This window comes from Pseudoroseicyclus aestuarii (genome assembly GCF_003217255.1).
GTDB lineage: Bacteria > Pseudomonadota > Alphaproteobacteria > Rhodobacterales > Rhodobacteraceae > Pseudoroseicyclus > Pseudoroseicyclus aestuarii.
Genome location: NZ_QJTE01000001.1, coordinates 659,921 through 681,831, shown reverse-complemented (window position 1 = coordinate 681,831; position 21,911 = coordinate 659,921). Strand labels below are relative to the sequence as shown.

Below are 21,911 nucleotides of genomic sequence, written 5' to 3'. Positions count from 1 at the left end.
GGCGCAGCCGGCGCGGGACGCGGCTGGAAGTTAATGAAGCGTTAGCCTTTCTTCCCGAAAATTCTGGCAGAATCACGGCGGAGCACGAAAAATCGACGGGGGCTCTCGTCCCCGGCGTGTGGCCCCGCCCGCGTCAGAATTCGGTCCAGAGCCCGAGCTTGAGGGCGAGGTTCTCGTCCTGAGGCACCCAGACGGCGCCCATCTCCAGCATCAGCCCATCGCCCACGGGCCGCACCCAGGAGGGCGCGAGGCCGACCTGCCAATCGCCGCCCGACAGCCGAGAGGTCTGCAGCTGCAGGACCGCAAGGGCGCCGCCCTCAAGGTTCAGGCCGATGACCGGATCGACCTTCAGCTCCGTCGTGGCATCGGCACGATAGGCGAAGGTCGCCTCGACGCCGTACCAGCCGCTGAACGCGCCGCGCTGCCAGCCGCGCCCCCATGAAGCGCCGGGCCGCAGGGCCGCGCCCGCGCCCTCCACCCAGCCAGCGCCGAGAGAGAGGGCGAAGACGTCCGACCCCTCGGGCGTCAGCGTCTTGCGCAGAAAGGCAATGGCATTGCTGTCCGCGAAGACCGGGTTGTGCCCGGCGGTCAGCCCGAAGGTCAGGCTGTCGGACAGCCCCCGCTCGTAATAGAGACCGCCATAGGCATCGTCCGAGGGCGCGACATCGTGCTGGTAGGACAGCGTGAGGAAGCTTTGCCCCGCCCCGCGCGGCCAGGCGGCGGCACGTGCCTCGCCCGCCCAGGGGCCGAGCAGCAGCGCAAGGGCGCAGGGCAAACCGGCCGATCGCAGCAGCATCGCCTCAGTTCCCCCGGCCCGGGCCTTCGGCACCGGCGATGCGCAGCCCGCCCGGCTGCGCCTCCTCCAGCGCCGCGAAAGCATCGCCGAGGCCCGCTGCCAGCGTCTCGAACTGGCCGGGCAGCGCAAGACCGGCGCTCAGGCTCGGGCGGGTGCCCTGCCACAGCGCCGACGCCCCGTCCCGGTCCAACGCGCGCGCCATCTGGCCTGCGGTCTCGACGAGGGTCTGCGCGTCCTGCGACAGGCTGGCGAGGCAGAAGCACCCCTCTTCCCACTGAACCAGCGCATCCCCGGCGGGCAGCGGCACCTGCGCCAGCAGGTCCGAAACCATGGCGGACAGCGCGCGCGCCTGCGCCGGGTCGTAGTCGGGCGCATCGCGGCGCAGGCTGTCGATGCGCAGCGCGACGAGGCCGAGCCTTCGCAGCGCGGTGGGCTCCAGCGCGCCCAGCACCTCGGTCAGCCCGGTACGAGTGGCAAGCAGCCCCGGCGCCGGCGCCTCTATGGTGCCGCGCCGCCGGGCGGAGGCCCGCGACCCCTGGCCCGCGACGCGGCGACGGTCGAGCTCGGATTTCAGGCGCAGCAGGCTCTTGATCCGGGCCTGAAGCTCAATCCGCTGGAACGGCTTGGTCACGTAGTCGTTGGCGCCGGCCATGAAGGCCTGCGACAGCGTCTCCTGCTCGGAGCGGGTGGTCAGCATGATGATCGGCGTGTCCCGCCAGGCCTCGAGCCCGCGGATGCGGGCGCAAAGCTCGATCCCGTCCATCCCCGGCATCATCACGTCCAGCAGGATAAGGTCGGCAGGCACGCTCTGCTCGGTCATCGCGGCCAGCGCGTCATGCGGATCGCCGAAGCTGCGCACATCGTCGTAGCCGAATTCCGACAGGGTCAGCGTGATCAGCTCGCGCGCGATCTCGGAATCGTCGACGGCGATAATGGGGCGTGTCATCGTGGGGTCTCCGCGCGATCGAACGTGATTATCTGCCAATTACCTGCATTTTGCATGCTTTTGCCGTCGAGCGGCGGAGAATGCAACTGTCGCGAAAGCGCGGCCCCCACCGGGTCCACCGGCAGCGGCCAGCCCCCCGAGATGCTGGGGCCGGCCTCGCGCCGCATCAGGGATATAACGCCACCGGATCGACCGGAAAGCAATGCCAGGTCGCGTTCGGGGCTTCCGGGCAGCAAGAGCCCCTCGGCGCTGCCCAGCAGCGCGACAAGGCCCGGGGCATTGGCCGTATCGACGAGCAGCGCGCCACGCCCCGCGACAAGGGCGGCGGCCTCCCGGTCGCCCGCCAGCGGATCGCCCGGCGCCTCGGCGCCCGGCAGCGCCGCCGCGATCCAGGCCCGGCTCTCGGCCCCGCCATGGGCGCGCAGGGCCAGCGCCGTCAGCGGCAGGGTCAGCGCCAGAAGCAGCAGCACCAGCGGCACCCGACGCGCCGAGGGCGGCCAGCGCCGCGCCGCCAGGGCGGTAACGGCCAGCATCGGCAGCGCGGCGATGGCCGGATCGGGTTCCGCCCGCAGCACCGCGTTGAAAAGGCAGGCGCTCAGCGCGGCGCCCAGAAGCGCCAGCACCGGCATGGCATAGCGCGGCAGGCGCCAGAGCGGCAGCAGCGCCGCCAGCGCCAGCAGCCCGGCGGCCAGCGCGATCAGCGCCGCCTCCGGCCCGGAGGTGCCGGCAAGAGCGCGCGCCGGCCAGAGGTCGGTGCCCAGAACCGCCTGCACGAACCCCAGCGACAGCAGCGCCGCCAGCGCCGGGAAATAGACCGCCGTCAGGTAGCCCCATGGCGCGACGGCGAGGGAGCTGGGCCGCGCCGCCAGCGCGACGAAGGGCAGCGCGGCCAGTGCCAGCACCATGCCCATGGGATGCGAGAGCACGAGCAGCAGCAGCGCCGCGCCAAGCTGCATCATGCCCGGCGCGCTGTCGTCCAGCCGCAGCCGCGCCAGCGCCTGCGCCACCAGCGTCGCCCCCAGCAGCAGGAGCATGGCGCCCGGCCCCTCGGCCAAGGCGCGCGGCAGAAGCGGGTTCAGCGCCAGAAGGGCGAGGATCGCCAGCGCCGCGCTGGGACCATAGCCCTGCCCGCCCGCGCCGCTGCCGGGCCGCACCAGCTCCTTGTACCAGGACAGCAGCACCAGCGCGCCCAGCATCGCAGAGGCCAGCGCCGGCGCCCACAGCGCCGACAATCCCAAGGGCGCGCCCGCGGTCTGCACCACAGCCGTCAGCAGCACGGGCAAGGGCGGGTAGAGGCTGCCGCCCCCCGTGGTCCCGGCAGCGGCCAGAACCGCGCGCCCCGCCGTCTCGATCATCGCCTGCGACAGAAAGCCCCGCCCCTGCGGCCAGGCCAGCAGCGCCAGCATGACCGGCACCAGAAGCAGCCAGCAGGTCAGGCCCCGTCCAAGCACCCTCATGCCGCGGCCTCCCCGTCGGCCTTGGCCGCCGCCAGCTCTGCCGCCGTGTGGCTGGACAGCCCGTGCTGCGTCTTCTCCCAGTAGAAGGGATTGCTGATCAGCTGAGACAGCGCCTTGTAGGAGGCGATGGTCATCAGCACCCAGTAGCCGACCACGCTGATCCCCCAGGGGGCCAGATGCGTCCAGCGCCGCCGGAAGGGCGCGACCATGGTCAGGTAGATCAGCAGCCCGTTCCCGGCTAGCAGGTTGAACAGCGACAGATAGAGCAGCGCCGGCGGAAAGACCGGCTCGATCAGCGATCCGCCCGAGGCGAGCCAGACGGCGAAGATCGCCCAGAACAGCGGGTTCAGCAGGCCCGAGAGAAAGGTGCCGCCGATGAAGAAGACGAAACCCAGCAGCCCCGCCGGCCCCACCGTGCGGATCAGGTTCACCGGGCGCCGCGTGTGCACGAGGAAGGTCTGCATGTAGCCCTTGATCCAGCGCGAGCGCTGGCGGATCCAGTTCGGGATCGAGACATTCGCCTCCTCGAAGGTGGTCGAATCGATCACCCCGACGCGGTAGCCCTTCTGCGTCAGGCGGATGCCGAGGTCGGCGTCCTCGGTCACGTTGAAGGGATCCCAGGCGCCCAGATCGCGCAGCACGTCCATGCGGAAGTGGTTCGAGGTGCCGCCCAGCGGGATCGGCACGCCCAGACGCTCCAGCCCCGGCAGCATCAGGTCGAACCAGAGCGAGTAATCCAGCGTGAACATCCGCGTCAGCCAGTTCTCGCCCGCGTTGTAGTAGTTCAGCCGGCATTGCACGCAGGCGGTCTTCTCGCCCTGCTGGCGGAAGGTGGCGAGCACCTTTTTCAGCTGGTCCGGCTCCGGCTTGTCCTCGGCATCGAAGATCACGAGGAACTCGCCGCGCGCGTATTGCAGCGCGTAGTTGCAGGCCTTGGGCTTGGTCTGCGGATGCGAGGCCGGGACCAGCACGATCTCGAAGACCCCCTCGAGGCCGAGCGAGCGCGCCGCCTCGATGGTGGAATCGTCGCTCTCCTCGAGCACGATCTTGATGTCGAGCTTGGCGAGCGGGTAGTCCAGCTCGCGCAGGGCGCGGGTCAGGATCGGCAGCACCTCGGGCTCTCGGAACATCGGCACGAGGACGGTGTAGACCGGCAGATCCTCGTCCCGCAGCAAGGCGGCCTCCGCCGCGATGGCGCGAGAGGACCGGTCCTGCGCCGCGCCGCCGACCCAGACCAGCAGCGTCTTGAAGGCGAAGTTGCCCGTGTAGAAGATCGTCATCACCACGTTCAGCGCGATCAGCGTGGCGATGGGCGCCAGCGCGAAACCCGCCAGCAGCACCGTCGCCAGCGCGTAGAGGATCACCATCTGCGGCAGCGTCGCCACCCGCTGCGCCGACATCAGCGGATCGGCCTCCGCCAGGCCGAAGACCGCGCGATGGGATTGCCGCTCGCGGAAGGCGCGCTGCAGCGCCAGCGAAATGTCGAAGCCCGATGCGACGGCCAGATCGACCTCGGCGCCGAAGATCCGCCGCATGGCGAGCACGACCTGCGGCCCCGGCCGCGCCGCGGCGACCAGCAGCCGCCCCGAGGGCTGGCGCCGCACCGGCAGCAGCATCGCGTTGGTCATCTGCTGGGCGTCGTACTCGCGGATCAGCGCCTCGTCCGGCCTGTCGCCAGTCAGATCCAGCAGCGGCAGGTCATGGTAGAAGGCAAGCTGGCGATAGATCTCGTCAGCCGAGACCCAGCGCCGGCTTTGCAGCACGTCGAAGAGGCCGACGTTCCACTCGGCGCAGAGCGCCTCTGCCTCGTCCAGCTGGTCGGCCGTCAGCGCGCCCCGGTCGAGGAGCAGATCGCCGAGGGCCTCGCTTTCCGCGTCGAGCGCCATGGATCAGCCCTCGCCCTCCGCGCCGTCGCGCCGCCGCGCCTGCCGCCGTGCCAGCGCCCGCAGGGCCAGCGCCGTCAGCAGCAGCCAGCCCACCCCGACCAGCCAGGGCCAGGCCTGCCGCGCCATGCCGCGCCAGAGACTGGCATCGAGATAGCCGATCCGCGCCAGCGCCGGCTCCGTCGTCGGCAGCGCAAGGGCCACGCCCTCGGCGTCGATCAGCGCCAGATCCCCGCGGTCGAGGATCAGCGGCTGGGCCTGCGTCGGCTCGGGCGCCGGCCCGCTGCCGGGCCGGATCCAGATGCCCGGCCGGCCCTGCGCGGTGACGATCTGCACCGCGCCCATCCGCTCCAGCGCATCGCCGCCGTAGACCACCGCCCCCTCCGCATCGACAAGCTGGGCCGCGCCCTCGTCGAAGCGCAGGGCCGGATCGCTGCCGCCCGGCGGCTGATCCGAGACGTAAAGGAAGGGCGGTAGCCACTGCCCCTCGGCGGCGGCCTCGACTTCGGGATGCGCGCCGGAGGTGACGGTGATCGGCCCGGTGCCGGGCAGCAAGCTGCCCGCCAGCGGCATCAGCCAGTCCAGCAGCGCCTCCGGCGCCTGCGTCAGATCGGTGTCGAGGATCACCGCGGCCCCCGCAGCGAACTCCTGCCGCATCAGGAAGAAGTCATGGTCCGCCCGGGGCGCGGCACCGAGGAGGAGCGCGCTATCCGGCAGGATCTGCACAGGATACCCCTGCTCCGCGGCCACGCAGCCGCCGCCCTCGGGCTGGCGCTGGGCGATGATCTGCAGGGCGTTGTCGCGGCCCACGAGGGCCTCGGGCAGGGCAAAGCGCAGCCGCAGCGGCGCGCCCGGCGGCACCGCCTCGCTGCCCAGGAAGCTGCCGTTCAGGAAGACCGAGAGGCTGATGCCGCTGCCCCGCGGCGAGGGCGCCGCCCCCACCGTCAGCGCCACGGCGCGCGGCAGACGGCCCGGCGGCAGATCGTCGATGGAAAAGCCGATCTCGAAGCGTCCCGTCGTCGCGATATCCTGCGGCGCGAGCCCCGCGCCGAGGGAGGACAGCGGGATGCTTACCGCCTCCTGCGGTGCCTCGCCGCCGGGGGCGAGCGCATCGACCCGCAGGCCCGGCGCATCCGCGAGCCCGGCCCATGGCGCCTCGAGCCCGGCGAGGGCCAGCTGCGGCTGCGCACCGGAGAAGACCAGCGCCGGCGCCCCGCCCACATCGGCAAGCGTCACCGCCCCGCCCTGCTCTGCGCCCGCCGCATCCAGCCGAAGCCGCGCCTCGGTCCAGCCCGGCGCGGCGGGGGCATCCGCCGCCTCCGGCTGGACGCTGACCAGACCGGCCTCGCCGCCGCGCAGCGCCGCCGCGCGCAGGGCGAAGGCAAGGCCCGCCGCGTCATCGACACCCGCGCCGATGGAGACGCGGCTGCGCGCCGGCATCAGCGCCGCCACGGCCGCGGGACTGTCGAGGCGCGCAGGGTCCAGCCGCAGCGACAGCGCGCTCTCCGGCCCGATGGACAGGAAATCGCCGGCGCTGCGCGGATCGAAGCAGACCTCGTCGCTGTTGCCGCCGCCGTAGGTCAGGCCGATCTGGACGAAGCCGCCCTGCATCGCCTCGGGCGGGATCGGCACCTCGATCTCCTGCGCCGCCTCTCCCTCCTCGGACAGCGGCACGACCTCGAGGATGCGGCCCCCGGCCCGCAGCTGCAGGTAGCGCTGGGCTTCGGCGGCCTGCCCGTGCCGCAGGCTGAGCCGCAGCACAGCGCCCGTGACCACATCGCCGGAGGGGCCGATCGGGAAGAACAGCTCCGAACTGCCGCTGAGGCCGCTGAAGTCGAGGCCCTGCGTCAGGCCGATCTCGGCAAGGGCGATGTCGCGCCTGAGGCCGGCCTCGACGGGCGCGGAGGAGACGGCCTCCTGCGCCGAGAGGGCGGCAGGCAGGACCAGCGGCGGGAGGGCCAATGCGGCGAAAAGGGCGGCGGCGGGCAGAGCTCTGATCAGGCGGCTCATTGCGCGGAGGGCGCCTGGTCCGGCGCCGCGCTTTCGGCGCGGATCGCCGTCGTCATGGCCTCCAGCGACGCGGCGACCTGGCTCCGCTCCTCGGGGGTGAGATCGCCGCCGGGGCGGTCGGCGCGCTCTACCGGCGCCAGAGCGGCGCGGGCCTCGGCCTCGATGGCGCCGCAGCCAAGCATCCCGGCATTGCCGGCCATGTCGTGCAGCTTCCGGTGCAGCAGCGTCAGCGCTTCGGGCGCCGGAATCTGCTGCAGATGCGCCCGCGCCTCCTCGATTCGCGCGGGGGCCTCGCTGAGGAACTTGATGCGCAACTTGGTTAAGGCTTGGCTATAGGCTTCGGACGCCACGGTGTTCTCCCCTTCACGGCCCCCGTCGTCCAAGCCAATCCCCTGCGAGATCGGCCATAGGAGCCAGTTCCATGAACAATGGATTAGTCCGAGGTTCTGGCCGGCCTCGCGACCGCAATGTGGCATCCGAAAGGCAACGCCCGGATTTTCAGCCGCCCGCGCCCGGCCTCTGGGCCGCGCCGCAGAGCGTCTTGAGGCTGGGGGCGCCGGGGGCGAGGACCTGCGCGATCAGCCCGTCCGACCGGAAATCGCTCTCCTCAAGCGTGCGAAAGCCCTCCGCATCCGCCGGCTCATCCAGCGGCCCATCGAAGACCACGCGCCCGCCCAGAGCACCGGAGAGCAAGCGGGCTTCACGATTGCGTGCGCGGTCGGTCAGTGGTGTCAAATCGTAAACCAGCGATGGGATGCGCCCGGCCAGCCGCAGCGCGATGGAGTCGAGTCGCACCACCGAGGCGAGGAAGACCTGCGGCGCGCCCTCCGGCACGGCCACGGGCCAGAGCCGCAGCTGCGTGCGCGGGATGGTGCCCCGCGTCTCCTGCCAGGCCATGTCGGTGCTGACCCCCTCGAGCAGCAGGGTCGAGGCCGGCGGCCGCCCGCGGTAGGTCAGCGTCACCACCTCCCAGGCGTCCAGATCGTCGCCGGCATAGGTGCGGTTGCGCAGCCAGCCCAGCCCCTGCAGCAGCGCGCCCGGATCCTCGACCCCGATCAGCGCGAGGTTCACCGGCTGCGCGGTATTGAGAAGCGTCGGCCCGCTGCGCGCGACCAGCGTGTCGGAAAGCGCCGTGCAGGCGGTGTCGAAGGGAACAGGGCCCATCCGCGCCTGCGGATCGGTATAGCCCGAGAGGGTGCCGATGTTGACGGCGATCAGCATCCCCACCGCCAGCAGCGCGGCATAGGCGAGGCGCAGCGGCATCGGTTGCCGCCCGCGCCGCAGGATCAGGCCGATGCCCAGCGCCAGCAGCACTAGAAACCCGATCAGAACGGCATAGGGGCCGAGCCAGATCAGCAGCGTCTCCTCGGGCTGCAGCCCCAGCTTCTCGAGGCCGATGGCAGTGAGCCAGCCGAAGGCGGCATATTGCGCGATGGCCAGCATCGCCCCCAGCCCGGAGGCGAAGAAGAAGGTGCGGTAGCGCATGCCCCAGATGCCGGACATCACCTGCGCCAGCGTGGCGATCGGCCAGATCAGCTGCGCGACCACGACGAAGCCCGGCCCCCAGCGGTCGAAAAGCCGCTTGGCCCGCGCGATGGCCCCCGATCCGACCCGCATCCGCGAGACGAGCCGCGCGCCGGCGGTCCGGCCCAGCCAGTAGGAGGCCTGCATCCCGATCCATGCCCCGATCAGGCAGGCCGCGAGGCTGGTGTAGCCGCTGCCCTCGGCCACCTGCGTGCCGAGGTAGACGTAGATCGGCTCGGTCGGCACGAGAGCGCTGATGACCGGCAGCTGGTTGACGATGGTCGCCAACAGCAGCGCAAGGGGCCCCCAGCTTAGCATCCGCGTTCCGTCTCCTTCGCCTCGGGCCGATCCCGCGGCGCCATAGCGCCGATCGCCCCGAGGCTCCAGACCCGGCGGAGGCCGGCGCCTCAGGCCATCTCAAGCTGCGGCGATGCGGCGGCAGGCGCGGTCTCGATCCGGCGGCCGGTCGCCGCATCGAAGAGGCTGATCGCGCCGGCCTCGATCTGCGGCTGCATGCGGTCGGCGACGGGCTGCTCGATCGGCACCTGGCAGATCATGCGCTGCCCTGCGATATGGCCATGCAGCAGGCGCGTCGCCCCCAGTTCCTCGATGTAGTCGAGCGCGAAGGGCCCCGAAGGCGCGGGCGTCAGGCCGAAGGCCTCGGGCCGCAGGCCCAGCGTCACCGGCCCCTCGGCGCAGGCCACGCCGCGCACCAGCGGCACCTGCCCCACCGACAGCGTGCCGCCCGTGGCCCTCGCCTCCAGCAGGTTCATCGCCGGAGAGCCGAGGAAGCTGGCCACGAAGGTCGTCGCCGGCTGGCGGTAGAGGTCGAGCGGACGGCCCGCCTGCTCGATCTTGCCGCCGTTCAGCACCACCAGCACATCGGCCAGCGTCATCGCCTCGAGCTGGTCATGCGTGACATAGACCGAGGTCGTGCCCAGCCGCCGCTGAAGCTGCTTGATCTCGCCGCGCATCTGCACCCGCAGCTTGGCGTCGAGGTTCGACAGCGGCTCGTCGAAAAGGAAGGCCGCAGGCTCGCGCACGATGGCGCGGCCCATGGCGACCCGCTGCCGCTGCCCGCCCGAGAGCGCGCGCGGCTTGCGGTCGAGAAAGCCGTCGATCTCGAGGATGCGCGCGGCCTCCTCGACGCGCGTCTTGATCTCGGCGCTGGGCATCCGGCGATTGCGCAGCCCGTAGGAGAGGTTCTGGCGCACCGTCATATGCGGGTAGAGCGCGTAGTTCTGGAAGACCATCGCGATGTCGCGGTCGGCCGGCTCGGCCTCGTTCACGCGGCGCCCGCCGATGCGGACCTCCCCGTCCGAGATCGTCTCGAGGCCCGCGATCATCCGCAGAAGGGTCGACTTCCCGCAGCCCGAGGGGCCGACGAGCACGACGAGATCGCCGTCCTCGATCGACAGGTCGATCCCCTTCACCGCCTCGACGCCGCCGGGATAGACCTTGCGCACCTGTGTCAGTTCGATGTCGGCCATGGCTATTTCTCCTGCTCGACGAGGCCCTTGACGAAGAGCTTCTGCATTCCGACGACAACGAGGATCGGCGGCAGCATCGCCAGGATCACGGTGGCCATCACGTAGTTCCATTGCGGCTCGCTGTCGGCGACGTCCGAGAGCCGTTTGATGCCCATGACGACGGTGTAGTAACTTTCGTCGGTCGTCACGAGAAGCGGCCAGAGATACTGGTTCCAGCCGAAGATGAAGAGGATCACGAAGAGCGCCGCCATGTTCGTGCGCGACAGGGGCAGCAGCATGTCGCGAAAGAAGCGCATCGGCCCCGCGCCGTCGATCCGCGCCGCCTCGACCAGCTCTTCGGGGATGGTCAGGAAGAACTGGCGGAAGAGGAAGGTCGCCGTGGCGCTGGCGATCAGCGGGATACTCAGCCCGGCGTAGCTGTTCAGCAGCCCGAGGTTCGCGACGACCTCGAAGGTCGGCACGATCCGCACCTCCACCGGCAGCATCAGGGTGACGAAGATCATCCAGAAGGCTGTCGCCCGGAAGGGAAAGCGGAAGTAGACGATGGCGAAGGCCGAGAGGATCGAGATCGCGATCTTCCCCACCGCGATGGTCAGCGCCATCACGAGGCTGTTGAACATCATCTGCGACAGCGGCGGCGCCCCCGCGGTCGAGACGCCGCGGGTGAACATCGTGCGATAGGTCTCGATCATCGCATCGCCGGGCAGCAGCGGCATGACCCCCGAGACAAAGTCGCGCGGCGAATGCGTCGAGGCGATGAAGGCGAGGTAGACCGGGAAGGCCACGACGGCCACGCCGAGGATCAGCACCACATGGGCGAGGATGTTGAGATACGGACGGTTTTCAACCATGACAGGCCCCTTCAGTACTGCACGCGGCGTTCGATCCAGCGGAACTGGACGAAGGTCAGCGCCATGACGATCAGCATCAACACGACCGATTGCGCCGCCGAAGAGCCGAGGTTCAGGCCGACGAAGCCGTCGCGGTAAACCTTGTAGACAAGGATGTTGGTGGCCTGCGACGGCCCACCCTCGGTCGCGGCGTCGATCACCCCGAAGGTGTCGAACATCGTGTAGGTGACGTTGATCACCAGCAGGAAGAAGGTCGTCGGCGACAGGAGCGGAAAGATCACGGTGAAGAACCGCTTCGCCGGCCCCGCCCCGTCGATCGCCGCCGCCTCGCGCAGGCTTTGCGGGATGGACTGCAGGCCCGCGACGAAGAACAGGAAGTTGTAGCTGATCTGCTTCCAGGCCGCCGCGACCACGACGAGGATCATCGCGTCGGTGCCGTCGAGGTTGTGGTTCCAGTCGTAGCCCATCTGGCGCAGCGCGTAGCTGAGGATGCCGATGCTGGGATTGAACATGAACCACCACAGCACCCCCGCCGCGACGGGGGCGACGGCATAGGGCCAGACCAGCATCGTGGTGTAGAGCTGGTTGGCGCGCAGCACGCGGTCCACCGCGACGGCCAGCGCCAGCGAAAGCCCCATCGACAGCGCGGCGACGCTGACCGCGAAGACAGCCGTCACCTGGAAAGACTGCAGGTAGCTGGGGTCCTTCAGCAGCGCGAGATAGTTCTCGAGCCCGACGAAGCTGGTCTTCAGCCCGAAGGCATCCTGCCGCAGGAAGGATTGCCGCACGGCCTGCGCCGCCGGCCAGAGAAAGAAGATGATGGTGATCGCAAGCTGCGGGGCGAGCAGCGCGTAGGGCAGCCACCGGTTGCGGAAGATCGTGCGTTTGGTCTGCATCGAGGCCTGTCTTCTGAAGGCGGCGGGCCTGCGCATCGGCAGGCCCGCCTGTGCCCCCGCGCGCGGCGGGGGCGAGGTGCCGGGCACCTAAAGGTCCGGCCTGGGACGGGCTCAGTTGTTGGAGCGGGCGAAGTCGGCAATCAGCGCGTTGCCGCGCTCGACCGTGCTGTCCAGCGCCTCCTGGGCGGTCTTGCTGCCCGAAAGAAGGTTCTGGAACTCCTCGTCGATGACATCGCGGATCTGCACGTAGTTGCCGAAGCGCAGGCCCTTGGAGTTCTCGGTCGGCGCGTTCAGCGTGATCTGCTGGATCGCGACCTCGGAGCCGGGGTTCGCCTCGTAATAGCCCTGCTCCTGGCCCAGCTCGTAGGCGGCTTGGGTGATCGGCAGGTAGCCCGAGAACTGGTGCCAATCGGCCTGCACCTCGGGCGAGGAGAGGTAGGAGAAGAAGTCGGCGACGCCAGCATAGTCCTCTTCCGGCTGGCCCTGCAGCACCCAGAGCGTCGCGCCGCCGATGATCGAGTTCTGCGGCGCGCCCTCGACATCGTCGTAGTAGGGCAGCATGCCGAAGCCGACCTCGAAGTCGGTATTCGCCATGACGCCGGCGCGGCTGGCCGAGCTGTTCATGTACATGGCGCAGCTGCCGGAATAGAAGGCCGGCGCCGCATCCTCGCCGCCGCCGACGCCGCCGTAACGGAACAGGCCCTCTTCCTGCCAGGAGGCGAGGTTCTCCCAGTGGCGAGCCTGCGTCTCGCCGTTGAAGGTCAGCTCGGGGTCGATGCCGCCGAAGCCGTTCTCGAGCGTGCCGATCTGCAGGTTGTGCCAGGCCGAGAGGTTCTCGAGCTGGATCCAGCTGATCCAGCCAGAGGTGAAGCCGCAATCGGCCGCGCCGCTCTCCATGATCTGGCGCGACGCGGTCTCAAGCTCTTCCCAAGTCTCGGGCGGCTGCTCGGGATCGAGGCCCGCCTCTTCGAAGACGTCCCGGTTGTAGTAGAGGATCGGCGTCGAGGAGTTGAAGGGCATCGACAGCATGTTGCCGTCGGTATCGGTGTAGTAGCCGACGACCGCCGGCAGGAAGGCCGCGGGGTCGAAGTCGGCGCCGGTGTCTTCCATCAGCTGGTAGACCGGGTAGATCGCGCCCTCGGCGGCCATCATCGTGCCGGTGCCGACCTCGAAGACCTGCACGATGTCGGGCTGCTCGCCGGCGCGGAAGGCGGCGATCGCGGCGGTCATCGTCTCGGTGTAGTTGCCCTTGTAGACGGGCGTGACGGCAAACGCGTCCTGGCTGTCGTTGTAGCCCTGCACGATCTCCTCGAGCTTGGTGCCCAGCTCGCCGCCCATGGCGTGCCACCAGGTGATCTCGGTCTGGGCGGCGGCGCCGCTGGCGCAGAGGGCGGCGAGAGAGGCGCCGGCGAGAATGCTGCGATGCATCGGGAGTGTCTCCTTGGGGAACGGTCTGCGCCGGGTGCTATGCGGGCCGCGTGACAGCTTTGTTTCAGTTCCGCGAATTGATGATGACGGCGGCCGCGCCCGCGGCCCGGGCTGGTCAAGGCCCCTCTGGCCGGACTACGACTGTCCCGCCGGGCCGGGCGACGGCGGCGCGAGGACAGGAGACGCGGCATGACTTTGATCCCCGCCTGGAAGGACGGCCGCCTAGCGCCCAGCGAGAAGCTGGCGGTTCACCGCGAGGGGCTGCGGCACAAGGCGATCTCGGTCTTCGTCACCCACGAGGGGCAGACGCTGCTGCAGCGCCGGGCGGCGGGCAAATACCACTCTGCCGGTCTCTGGGCGAACGCCTGCTGCACCCACCCCGACTGGGACGAGGGGGCCGAGGCCTGCGCCCAGCGCCGCCTGCGCGAGGAGCTGGGTCTGCAGGGCGCCCCCCTGCAGCACCGCGGCGTTATCGAGTACCGCGCCGATGTCGGCGGCGGGATGATCGAGCACGAGGTGGTCGATCTCTTCACCGCCGAGCTTGCCGCGCGCCCCACCCTCGCCCCCGACCCCGAGGAGGTCAGCGAGACGCGCTGGATCGGCTGGGAGGCCCTGCGGCAGGAGGTCGAGGTCTCGCCAGAGCGGTTCACAGCCTGGCTGCGCATCTACCTTGCCGAGCACGCCGCGCTGCTCGTTGCGCAGGCGGCCCCGGGCCGATGACGCAGGACGCGCCCCGCGCCGCGCTTGAGGCGTTGCGCGCCGAGGCCGAGGTGCCGGATCTGGCCGCGCGGCGGGCGCATCTCGACGCCCTGGCGCAGGTGCTGCGCCGCGAGGCCGAGGCGCTGGTGCGCGCCGTCGACGCAGATTTCGGCGGGCGGCACCGGGCCGAAACCATGCTGGCCGAGATCACCATGGCGCTGCGCAACATCCGCTGGACCCGCCGCCGGTTGCGCCGCTGGTGCAGGGCCCGTCGCATCGCCCTGCCCTACGAGCTCTGGCCTTCGCGCGGGCGAGTGTCCCGCGTGCCGCTGGGCGTCGTCGGCATCCTCGCGCCCTGGAACTACCCGCTGCAACTGGCGCTGGTGCCGCTGATCGCCGCGCTGGCGGGCGGCAACCGGGTGATCCTGAAGCCCTCCGAACATGCGCCGCGCACGGCGCAGGCGCTGGCAGGCCTGCTGGAAGAGGCGCTGCCCGACCGGGTGCGCGTGGTGCAGGGCGATGCCCGGACCGCCGAGGCCCTCTGCCGCCTGCCGCTGGACGGGCTCTTCTTCACCGGCGGCACCGAGACCGGGCGCCGGATCATGGCAGCTGCCGCCGATAACCTGACGCCGCTGGTGCTGGAGCTTGGCGGCAAGTCACCGGCGCTGCTGCTGGAGGACACGGACCTCGAGGCCGCCGCCCGCTCCATCATCGCGGGCAAGCTGCTGAACGCGGGCCAGACCTGCGTCGCGCCCGATTACCTGCTGGTGCCGCGCGCGCAGATGGAGCCGCTGCTGCAGGCGCTGAAGGCGGCAACCACGGCGCTCTATCCCGACCCCGAGAGCGGCGATTACACCGCGATCCCGCGCGAAAGCGACCGCGCCCGCCTTGCCGTCCTGCTGGAGGGGCAGCGGGCAGAGCCGCTGATGGCGCGGATGCCGGCCCCGCCCCGCATGGGCGCCTGGGCGGTGATCGACCCGCCCGCCGATGCGCCCGTGATGCGGCAGGAGGTCTTCGGCCCCGTCCTGCCTCTGGTGCCCTACGACAGCCTGACCGAGGCGCAGGACCGCGTGAACGCCGACCCCTGCCCGCTGGCGCTTTACGTCTATGGCCGCGACGGGCGCGCCTGCGATGCGGCGGTGGCGGCGATCCGTTCGGGCGGGGCGATGATCAACGATGCCGTCGTGCATGTCACCGTCCATGGCCTGCCCTTCGGCGGGGCCGGCGCCTCGGGCTTTGGCAGCTACCACGGGGAGGAGGGCTTTCGCAGCTTCACCCGGCCGCGCAGCGTGCTGACGCGGCGGCGCCCCTCGCTGATCGACATGGCGAAGCCGCCCTACGGCAAGCGGACAGAGGACATCATTCGCCGGCTGCTGCGCTGAGCGTGCCGTAGTCCGCCAGCTCCCGCGGCCAGCGACGTCGCAACAGCGCCTCCTCGGAGGGCGTCAGCGGATTGTCGGAGGGGCGGAAGGACGACAGGCTCTCGCAATAGGCGCGCGCGCGGCCCAGGGCCTCGGCGCCGCCGGGCAGCGCCAGCCGGTGCCACAGCCCCTCCAGCGTGGCGGCGGGATCGGCGACGAGATCCTCGAAGGCGACCTCCGTGAAGGCGCCCTCGGGCAGGCCCTCCGCCCCTTCGCGCAGTCGCGCCATGACCTGCGGATAGGTCCGCAGCACGGCGGCCTCGATATCCACCTCGCGCCAGTCCTGCAGCGCCATCTCCGACAGCACGATCCGCAGCGAGCGGCGGGTCGAGGCGAAGACGGCGCGTGGATCGCGGCGGATGTGGATCACCCGCGCGCCGGGGAACAGCCGCAGAAGCTGCGGCACCTGCGCGGTATAGGCCGGGTTCTTCAGCAGCAGCGGCGCGCCGGGGCTGCGCGCGGCCATGCGGCGCACGTAGCCCCGGATCGCGCGGGCGCGCCGCGCCTGACGCCGCGGCGGCCCCTCCTGCAGCAGCCCCTCCTCCCAGTCCTCGGCGAAGCGGGACGGGAAATAGAGCGCGTGGAAGTAGGACAGAGGCCCCATGTTCGCGAGGCCGATCTCGTCCTCGGTCGGATCCTCGCCATGCATCGCCACGCCGTCGATCAGCCGGGTGGCCGGCAGGCGCGGCTCGACCAGCGGGCGCATCAGCGGGCCGATGCTGCGCCGCTCCCACGGGAGGGTGGCGATCACTGGTGGCACGAGGCCGAAGGCGCCGGAGGCGGCGAGCACGTTGTGCAGATGCGTGGTGCCGCTGCGCGGATGGCCGACGACGAAGACCGGCGGCTGGGCCGGATCGCCGAGGCCCGCGTCCAGCGCCGCCTCGGCCAGCGTGAAGGGCGCGCGCATCAGCGACATCAGGGCGGCGACGGCCAGCGTCGGCGCCCCGCGCAACGATGGCGCGCCGCGCCGCGCGACCAGCGAGGCCAGCGTCAGCGGGTCGGCGCCGCAGAGCGGGTGAAAGGCCCGGTGCCAGGGAAAGCCGCCCTCAGCCGGCATCGTAGTGCCGCCCGCGCCATTGCACCTGCCGCCCCGCCCGCGCCGTCATCAGCGCCCGCCATTGGATCGCCAGCGACAGCGCAACGCCGAGGGGGTGCAGCAGGACCGAGCGCAGGTTTTGCCGCCCGCGCAGCGCGATGCCGGCGCGCGCCGCCAGCACCAGCGCCACGGCGATCAGCGACAGGCTCAGCGCGCTGCCGGCCCCCGCCGCCCAGGCCAGCGGCGCCAGCAGACAGGGCAGCACATGTCCGCCGCCCAGCAGCAGCGTCCAGATGGGAAGCGCCACGGGCGTGGCCATCCCCTCGGTCGCGTTCTTGGAAAAGCCGCTCCAGACCTGGGCCCAGCCGTCGTACATCCGGCAGACCGCCAGCGGCGCCGCGTCGCAGATATCCGTCCTGTAGCCGTGGCGCCGCAGCAGCCGCGGCAGTTGCAGCCCGTCGTGCATGGAGGCGGCGAAGGCGCGGTGCCCGCCGCTGCGCAGGTAGGCCTCGCGCCGCACCGCCATGAGCTGGCCGCAGCCCGCAGCCAGGCCGATATCGCCGCGGCGGCGGGCGATGGGCAGCGGCAGGTAGCCCAGCAGCAGCACCAGGATCTGCGGCACGATCAGGTCCTCGGCCAGGCTGCCGGTGCTTTGCCGGGGAAAACCGCTGAGCAGGTCGAGATCGCGCGCCTCGAGCCCCGCCGCCATCCGCGCCAGCGCATCGGGCGCCAGCCGCACATCGGCATCGACGAAGACCAGCAGCGGATCCTCCGCCGCCTGGGCCAGCTGCCAGCAGGCATGCTGCTTGCCGTTCCAGCCCTTGGGCAGACCGCTGCCGGAGATCAGCCTCAGCCGCGGGTCCGCCTCGGCCCGGCGCCGCACGATGCCAGCGGTCCCGTCGGTCGAGCCGTCGTCGAGCACCAGCACCCGCAGCACGACCCCGCGCGAGGCGAGGACGGCATCGATTGCGGCGCCGATGGTCGCGGCCTCGTCCCGCGCGGGGATCAGCACCGTGACGCGGGGGCCTGCGCCCGGAGCGGCCGGGGGCGGCGCGCGGAACACCAGCAGGTTGAGGGCGGCCATGAGGGCGAAGAAGGCGGCGAGGGCGCAGCATAGCCCCGCAAGGACAGTCAGCATGAGGATCACTTGTCAGCGCGCTCCTGCGGCATGTGTTCGGCCTGCCAGCGGCGGCCAGTCATCGCGGCGCGGGCGCGGCCGAAGGCGTCGTAGATCCCGCCGACGCCCGCCCGCCCGCCAAGCAGCCTGTCGAAGGCCGAGGCGTCGCGACCCTGCGACAGGCCGGCGAGCCGGTCCTGCGCCGCTTCCAGCGCCCCAGTCAGTCGCGCATTCGCGGCTTCGGGTCCCTCGCCGGGCCGGGCCTCGACCGGCGCGCCGAAACAGGCCAGCGCCTCGGGGCGGCTTTCGGTCCAGAAGGGATACTCCACCGCCAGGGGCAGGGCCATGAGCCCCGGCACCCGCGCCAGAAGATGCGCGGCGCCGGGTTGCAGGCGCAGCGGGCGGTCGCGCGGATCGGCGAAATGCCCCTGCGCGGTGATCCAGAGCATCCGGCCCGGATCTTCGACCAGCGGCTGGGCTGTGCGCAGGAACTGCGCCGCGCCGCGAGGGTCGCCCTGCGCCACGCCGAAAAGGCCGATGCGCGCCATGAAGCGATAGCGCCGTAGCATCTCGGCGTCGATCGGCCCGTAGCTTTCGCGCTGCGGGAAAAGCCGCGTCGCCAGCGCCATGAACAGCGCCGGGTCCCAGAAGGAGGGGTGGTTGGCCACCACCATGAGCGGCCGCCCCTCGGGCAGATCGGGCAGGCCCGGACGCGCCAGCCTTACGGCGTGGAAGTTGCGGCCGAGCTGCCGGTCCATGACCCGCGCGAAGAAGCGCAGCATGACCGGCGAGCGCAGGGCGACAGGATCACTCGGCCGCGACATCGGCCCCCGCGGCCCGCCCGCCGGCATCACTGTCCAGCGCATCGGCGGCGATCCAGCCCGACATCAGCGCCATCGGCATGCCCGGCCCCGGATGGGCCGAGCCGCCGGCCAGATACAGCCCCTCGACCTGACGAGAGCGATTGCCGGGCTTGAAGGCGCCCAGCACCTTGCCATGGCTGGCCAGCCCGTAGATCGCGCCGTCCAGCACCTTGTAGCGGTCGTTGATGTCTTGCGGGGTCAGCGCGCTTTCGAAGGTGATCCGCTCCTCGATGTCCTCGAGCCCGGCAGTGCGCTTGAGCTTGTCGAGGATCACCTGCCGGTAGCCCGGCAGCATCTGGCTCCAGTCCTGGCCGGGGCGCAGGTAGGGCGTGTGAACGAGGACATACAGCGCCTCGCCCCCCTCTGGCGCCACGCCCGGCTCGGTCCGCGCGGGGGCGGCGATATAGGCGGTTGGGTCGGGCGCGGGCACGCCCTTGTTGTAGATCGCGTCGAACTCTTCCTCGGCATCGCGCGAGAAGACGAAGTCGTGATGCGCGAGGTGATCGTAGCCCCGGTCGAGCCCAAGGTAGAGGACGACGCCCGAACAGGCGGCCTCGCGCTTGCGGCCCTTTTGGAAGCCCTCCCAGGCCTTTCCGCCGACAAGCTCTCGGTAGGTGCGGACGCTGTCCATGTTGGACACGACCTTGTCGAAGGCCATCCGCTCGCCGCCCTTTGCGACGACGGCGCGGGCACGGCCCCCTTCGGTCTCGATCCGCTCGACCTCGACGCCGGTGCGGAAGGTCACGCCCAGCTCTTCGGCCAGCTTGGCCAGCGCGGCGGGAACGGCGCGGGTGCCGCCCATCGGGTACCAGACCCCCTCGCCCACCTGCATCTGCGCGATGCCGCAAAGCACGGCAGGCGAGGCGAGCGGCGAGGAGCCGACGTATTGAATGAAATGCTCCAGCATCTGCGCCACGCGGCGGTCGCTCACGTTGCGCTTGACCTGGTCGGCGACGGTGCGGTGCATTCGCAGGCTGAGCACGTCCTTGAGCGTGTCCAGCGACATCTGCGCCTTGAAGTCCATCGTGTCCTTCAGATCCTCGACCGCCTTCCAGAAGAAGAACCGGTCCGAGACGTCGGACAGCTGCGAGGCGACCTTCAGGAACGCGCGGTAGCCATCGCCCTGCCCCGGCGCCAGTTCGTTCAGATCGCGCGCCATCTCGGCCTGGTCCTGCTTGAGGTCCAGCACCGTGCCGTCGTCGTAGAAGCAGCGCCACTGCGGATCGAGGCGGACGAGATCGAGGTAATCCTCCATCCGCCGCCCGCTTTCGGAAAAGATCCGCTCGAGCACGCGGGGCATGGTCAGGATCGTGGGCCCCATGTCGAAGCGGAAGCCGTCCTGTTCCAGCACCGCGGCCTTGCCGCCGAGCCAGTCGTTCCGCTCCAGCAGCGTGACCTTGTGGCCCCGCGCCGCGAGGGTGCAGGCGGCGGCGAGCCCGCCGAGACCGCCGCCGATGATGCCGATGCCGCTCATTCCGCCGCCTCCGTCAGGGTATGCGCCGGGACGTCCGCCTCCGGCAGGTTCAGGTCCTCGGCCACGAGGGTCGAGGCGATCTTGGCGCTTTCGAAGATGGTCGGAAGGCCCGATCCGGGATGGGTGCCGCCCCCTGTCAGGTAGACGCCGTCCAGATCCTCGAAGCGGTTGCGCGGCCGCAGGTGCAGCATCTGCCCGAGGTTATGGGCAAGGTTGAAGGTCGCGCCGCGGAAGACGGCGGCCTGCGCCTGCCAGTCCTCGGGGGTGAACATGACCTCCGTGCGGATCAGCGGGCGCACGTCCCGCCCCGTCAGCCGCGCCACCCGGTCGAGGATCTTCTCGCGGTAGGCGGGCGCGAGGGCCTGCCAGTCGACGCCGCCCGTCAGGTTGCCCACCGGCACCAGCACGTAAAGCGCGGTATGCCCCTCGGGCGCGAGGGTGGGATCGGTGACGGAGCCGTTCTGCACGTAGATCGTCGGCTCTTCGGGGGCCAGCCCGGCGTCGATCTCGCGCACGTTCTCGGCGTAGTCGCTCGACATGTAGATCGTGTGGTGATGCATGTCCGGAAACTCTCCCTCCAGCCCGAGGTAGAGCATGAAGGTGGAGCAGGAATACTGCTTGGCCTCGATCTTGGCGTCGGTCCAGCGCCGGCGCAGATTGTCCGGCACGAGGGTGCGCATGGCCTGGGCGAAATCGGCGTTCATCACCAGCGCGTCGCAGGGGTAATGGCCGTGATCGGTGGTGGCCCCGGTGACCCTGCGCCCCTCGAAGCTCAGCGCGGTCACCGGCTCCGACAGGCGGATCTCGACGCCCATCTCGGTCGCGACGCGGGCCATGGCGCGGGTCAGCTGGTTGCAGCCGCCCGTCGGGTGCCAGACGCCGAAGCCGTATTCCACATGGGCCAGGATCGTGAAGAGCGAGGGGCACTTGAACGGCGACATGCCGAGGTATTTCGACTGGAACGAGAAGGCGAGGCGCACGTCGGGGTTCTTGAACCAGCGCCCGAGGTCGGCGTCGACCCCGGACCAAGGCCGCAGGTTCGGCAGCGCCCGCAGCATGTCGCCGCGCAGGATGTCGCGCAGCCCGAGGAAGGGCCGCCGCAGGATCGGCAGGAAGCTGTCGAACTTCGCGCGGTTGGCGTCGAGATAGGCGCGGACGTTGCGGGCGTCGTCCTTGTCGATCACCGCCACCTGCTCTGCCAGCGCATCGACATCCGCCGTCGCCTCGAAACGGACGCCATCGTCGAACTGCAGCCGGTACATCGGATCGAGGCGCGTCAGCTCGACCTCGTCCCAGAGATGGCGCCCGCAGGCGGCGAAGATCGCCTCGAGCGATTCCGGGTACAAGAAGAAGGTCGGGCCGACGTCGAAGGTGAAGCCGTCCTGCTCGATGGCGGCGGTGCGCCCGCCGACGCGGTCCGCCCGCTCGATCACCGTGACATCGGCACCGGCGGCGCGCAGCAGCATGGCCGTCGCTAGGCCACCGGGTCCGGCGCCGACGATGACGACGCGCTTGTGGTCGGTTTTCTGTAGCATCATTCGAAGTACCTGATCGTGACAGGGACTCTTACGTTTGTGTCCGGCACCCGGATTGCCGCATCGTCGAAATCGGGCGGGCCGAAGCGCATCGGCGCGTCGTTGGAAAAGCCGAAGCCTTCCTGCGGCCTGCCCAGCAGGCTGCGGTCGAGATCGGTGTTGCCGTTCTCGTCGTGGAAGACCTGCGCCGCGTAGATGCCCGGCGGCACATCGGGCAGGACAACCCGCCCCTCGCTGGCGGGCGCACTGCCGGTATGGGCACAGCCGGCGCGGGTGAAGGTCTCGCGGTTGCATAGCGCCACCAGAAGCATGCCCTGCGTGTTGCGCAGCGCGCTCGCCGTCACCTCGACCTGTCCCGCATGCGCCGCACCGGCGCCGAGGCCGATGCCGGCTGCGGCCAGCACGGCGGCCCGAAACAGCCCGCGGCCTCGCGGCGCGATAGCCCTGCCCCGTCGTTCCATGCTCGGATCCTCCGCTGCCGGTTC

The 21,911-nt window shown here is 70.8% G+C and carries 18 protein-coding genes and 1 pseudogene; 2 read left to right on the top strand and 17 right to left on the bottom strand.

Features of this window, described 5'->3' with window-relative positions; translation table 11 throughout:
• Positions 1-133 precede the first annotated feature (133 nt).
• From DFP88_RS03190 to ugpB, 11 genes are all read right to left on the bottom strand, one after another.
• A complete protein-coding gene (locus tag DFP88_RS03190) occupies positions 134-796 on the bottom strand; it encodes a hypothetical protein (protein ID WP_110812977.1) in 663 nt (220 codons plus the stop codon).
• Between the two features lie 4 nt (positions 797-800).
• Positions 801-1,742 (bottom strand): response regulator, encoded by a 942-nt coding sequence (locus tag DFP88_RS03185; RefSeq protein WP_110812976.1) that lies wholly within the window; start codon positions 1,740-1,742, stop codon positions 801-803.
• Positions 1,739-3,199 carry a hypothetical protein gene (locus DFP88_RS03180; RefSeq protein ID WP_146227399.1) on the bottom strand — a complete coding sequence of 487 codons (1,461 nt, stop codon included), beginning with the start codon at positions 3,197-3,199 and terminating at the stop codon, positions 1,739-1,741. Before DFP88_RS03180 ends, DFP88_RS03185 begins: the two co-directional genes overlap by 4 nt.
• Positions 3,196-5,085 (bottom strand): glycosyltransferase family 2 protein, encoded by a 1,890-nt coding sequence (locus tag DFP88_RS03175; RefSeq protein WP_110812974.1) that lies wholly within the window; start codon positions 5,083-5,085, stop codon positions 3,196-3,198. Before DFP88_RS03175 ends, DFP88_RS03180 begins: the two co-directional genes overlap by 4 nt.
• 3 nt (positions 5,086-5,088) lie before the next feature.
• Positions 5,089-7,092 (bottom strand): cellulose biosynthesis cyclic di-GMP-binding regulatory protein BcsB, encoded by a 2,004-nt coding sequence (locus tag DFP88_RS03170; RefSeq protein ID WP_110812973.1) that lies wholly within the window; start codon positions 7,090-7,092, stop codon positions 5,089-5,091.
• Positions 7,089-7,406, bottom strand: a complete 318-nt coding sequence (locus tag DFP88_RS03165) for an Hpt domain-containing protein (RefSeq protein ID WP_181418544.1) — start codon at positions 7,404-7,406, stop codon at positions 7,089-7,091. The genes DFP88_RS03170 and DFP88_RS03165 overlap by 4 nt, the downstream gene beginning before the upstream one ends.
• A 184-nt stretch (positions 7,407-7,590) precedes the next feature.
• Positions 7,591-8,934, bottom strand: coding sequence for a VTT domain-containing protein (locus DFP88_RS03160; protein WP_110812971.1), 1,344 nt, complete (start codon positions 8,932-8,934; stop codon positions 7,591-7,593).
• 89 nt (positions 8,935-9,023) lie between these two features.
• Positions 9,024-10,106: a sn-glycerol-3-phosphate ABC transporter ATP-binding protein UgpC gene (ugpC, locus tag DFP88_RS03155; RefSeq protein WP_110812970.1), complete on the bottom strand. Its 1,083-nt coding sequence runs from the start codon at positions 10,104-10,106 to the stop codon at positions 9,024-9,026.
• Positions 10,107-10,108: 2 nt separating this feature from the next.
• Positions 10,109-10,957 carry a sn-glycerol-3-phosphate ABC transporter permease UgpE gene (ugpE, locus tag DFP88_RS03150; RefSeq protein ID WP_110812969.1) on the bottom strand — a complete coding sequence of 283 codons (849 nt, stop codon included), beginning with the start codon at positions 10,955-10,957 and terminating at the stop codon, positions 10,109-10,111.
• Between the two features lie 11 nt (positions 10,958-10,968).
• The gene (ugpA, locus tag DFP88_RS03145) at positions 10,969-11,853 is read right to left on the bottom strand and encodes a sn-glycerol-3-phosphate ABC transporter permease UgpA (RefSeq protein ID WP_110812968.1); all 885 of its coding nucleotides are present in this window, start codon (positions 11,851-11,853) and stop codon (positions 10,969-10,971) included.
• Between the two features lie 111 nt (positions 11,854-11,964).
• On the bottom strand, positions 11,965-13,281 hold the full coding sequence (ugpB, locus tag DFP88_RS03140; RefSeq protein ID WP_110812967.1) for a sn-glycerol-3-phosphate ABC transporter substrate-binding protein UgpB: 1,317 nt from the start codon (positions 13,279-13,281) through the stop codon (positions 11,965-11,967).
• 189 nt (positions 13,282-13,470) lie between these two features.
• Between ugpB and idi the strand changes: the two genes are divergently transcribed.
• Together idi and DFP88_RS03130 are read left to right on the top strand one after the other, a co-directional pair.
• Positions 13,471-14,001 carry an isopentenyl-diphosphate Delta-isomerase gene (gene idi, locus DFP88_RS03135; RefSeq protein ID WP_110812966.1) on the top strand — a complete coding sequence of 177 codons (531 nt, stop codon included), beginning with the start codon at positions 13,471-13,473 and terminating at the stop codon, positions 13,999-14,001.
• Positions 13,998-15,362: an aldehyde dehydrogenase family protein gene (locus DFP88_RS03130; protein ID WP_110812965.1), complete on the top strand. Its 1,365-nt coding sequence runs from the start codon at positions 13,998-14,000 to the stop codon at positions 15,360-15,362. The genes idi and DFP88_RS03130 overlap by 4 nt, the downstream gene beginning before the upstream one ends.
• On the opposite strand, the gene DFP88_RS03125 is transcribed toward DFP88_RS03130, so the two are convergent.
• From DFP88_RS03125 to DFP88_RS17200, 6 genes and pseudogenes are all read right to left on the bottom strand, one after another.
• Complete coding sequence (locus DFP88_RS03125) at positions 15,340-16,458, bottom strand: sulfotransferase family protein (protein WP_110812964.1); 1,119 nt, start codon at positions 16,456-16,458, stop codon at positions 15,340-15,342. The two genes, DFP88_RS03130 and DFP88_RS03125, sit on opposite strands and share 23 nt — an antisense overlap.
• Positions 16,448-17,575 (bottom strand): glycosyltransferase family 2 protein, encoded by a 1,128-nt coding sequence (locus DFP88_RS03120; RefSeq protein WP_181418543.1) that lies wholly within the window; start codon positions 17,573-17,575, stop codon positions 16,448-16,450. The genes DFP88_RS03125 and DFP88_RS03120 overlap by 11 nt, the downstream gene beginning before the upstream one ends.
• Positions 17,576-17,580: 5 nt before the next feature.
• Positions 17,581-18,378 carry a lysophospholipid acyltransferase family protein gene (locus DFP88_RS03115; RefSeq protein WP_110813303.1) on the bottom strand — a complete coding sequence of 266 codons (798 nt, stop codon included), beginning with the start codon at positions 18,376-18,378 and terminating at the stop codon, positions 17,581-17,583.
• Positions 18,362-19,891, bottom strand: a complete 1,530-nt coding sequence (locus DFP88_RS03110; RefSeq protein WP_110812962.1) for a phytoene desaturase family protein — start codon at positions 19,889-19,891, stop codon at positions 18,362-18,364. The genes DFP88_RS03115 and DFP88_RS03110 overlap by 17 nt, the downstream gene beginning before the upstream one ends.
• Positions 19,888-21,435, bottom strand: a pseudogene (gene crtI, locus DFP88_RS03105) (phytoene desaturase family protein); the annotation flags it as partial. The gene DFP88_RS03110 and the pseudogene crtI, both read right to left, overlap by 4 nt.
• A complete protein-coding gene (locus tag DFP88_RS17200; protein ID WP_220032276.1) occupies positions 21,426-21,887 on the bottom strand; it encodes a DUF2141 domain-containing protein in 462 nt (153 codons plus the stop codon). The gene DFP88_RS17200 and the pseudogene crtI, both read right to left, overlap by 10 nt.
• Positions 21,888-21,911: the final 24 nt, after the last annotated feature.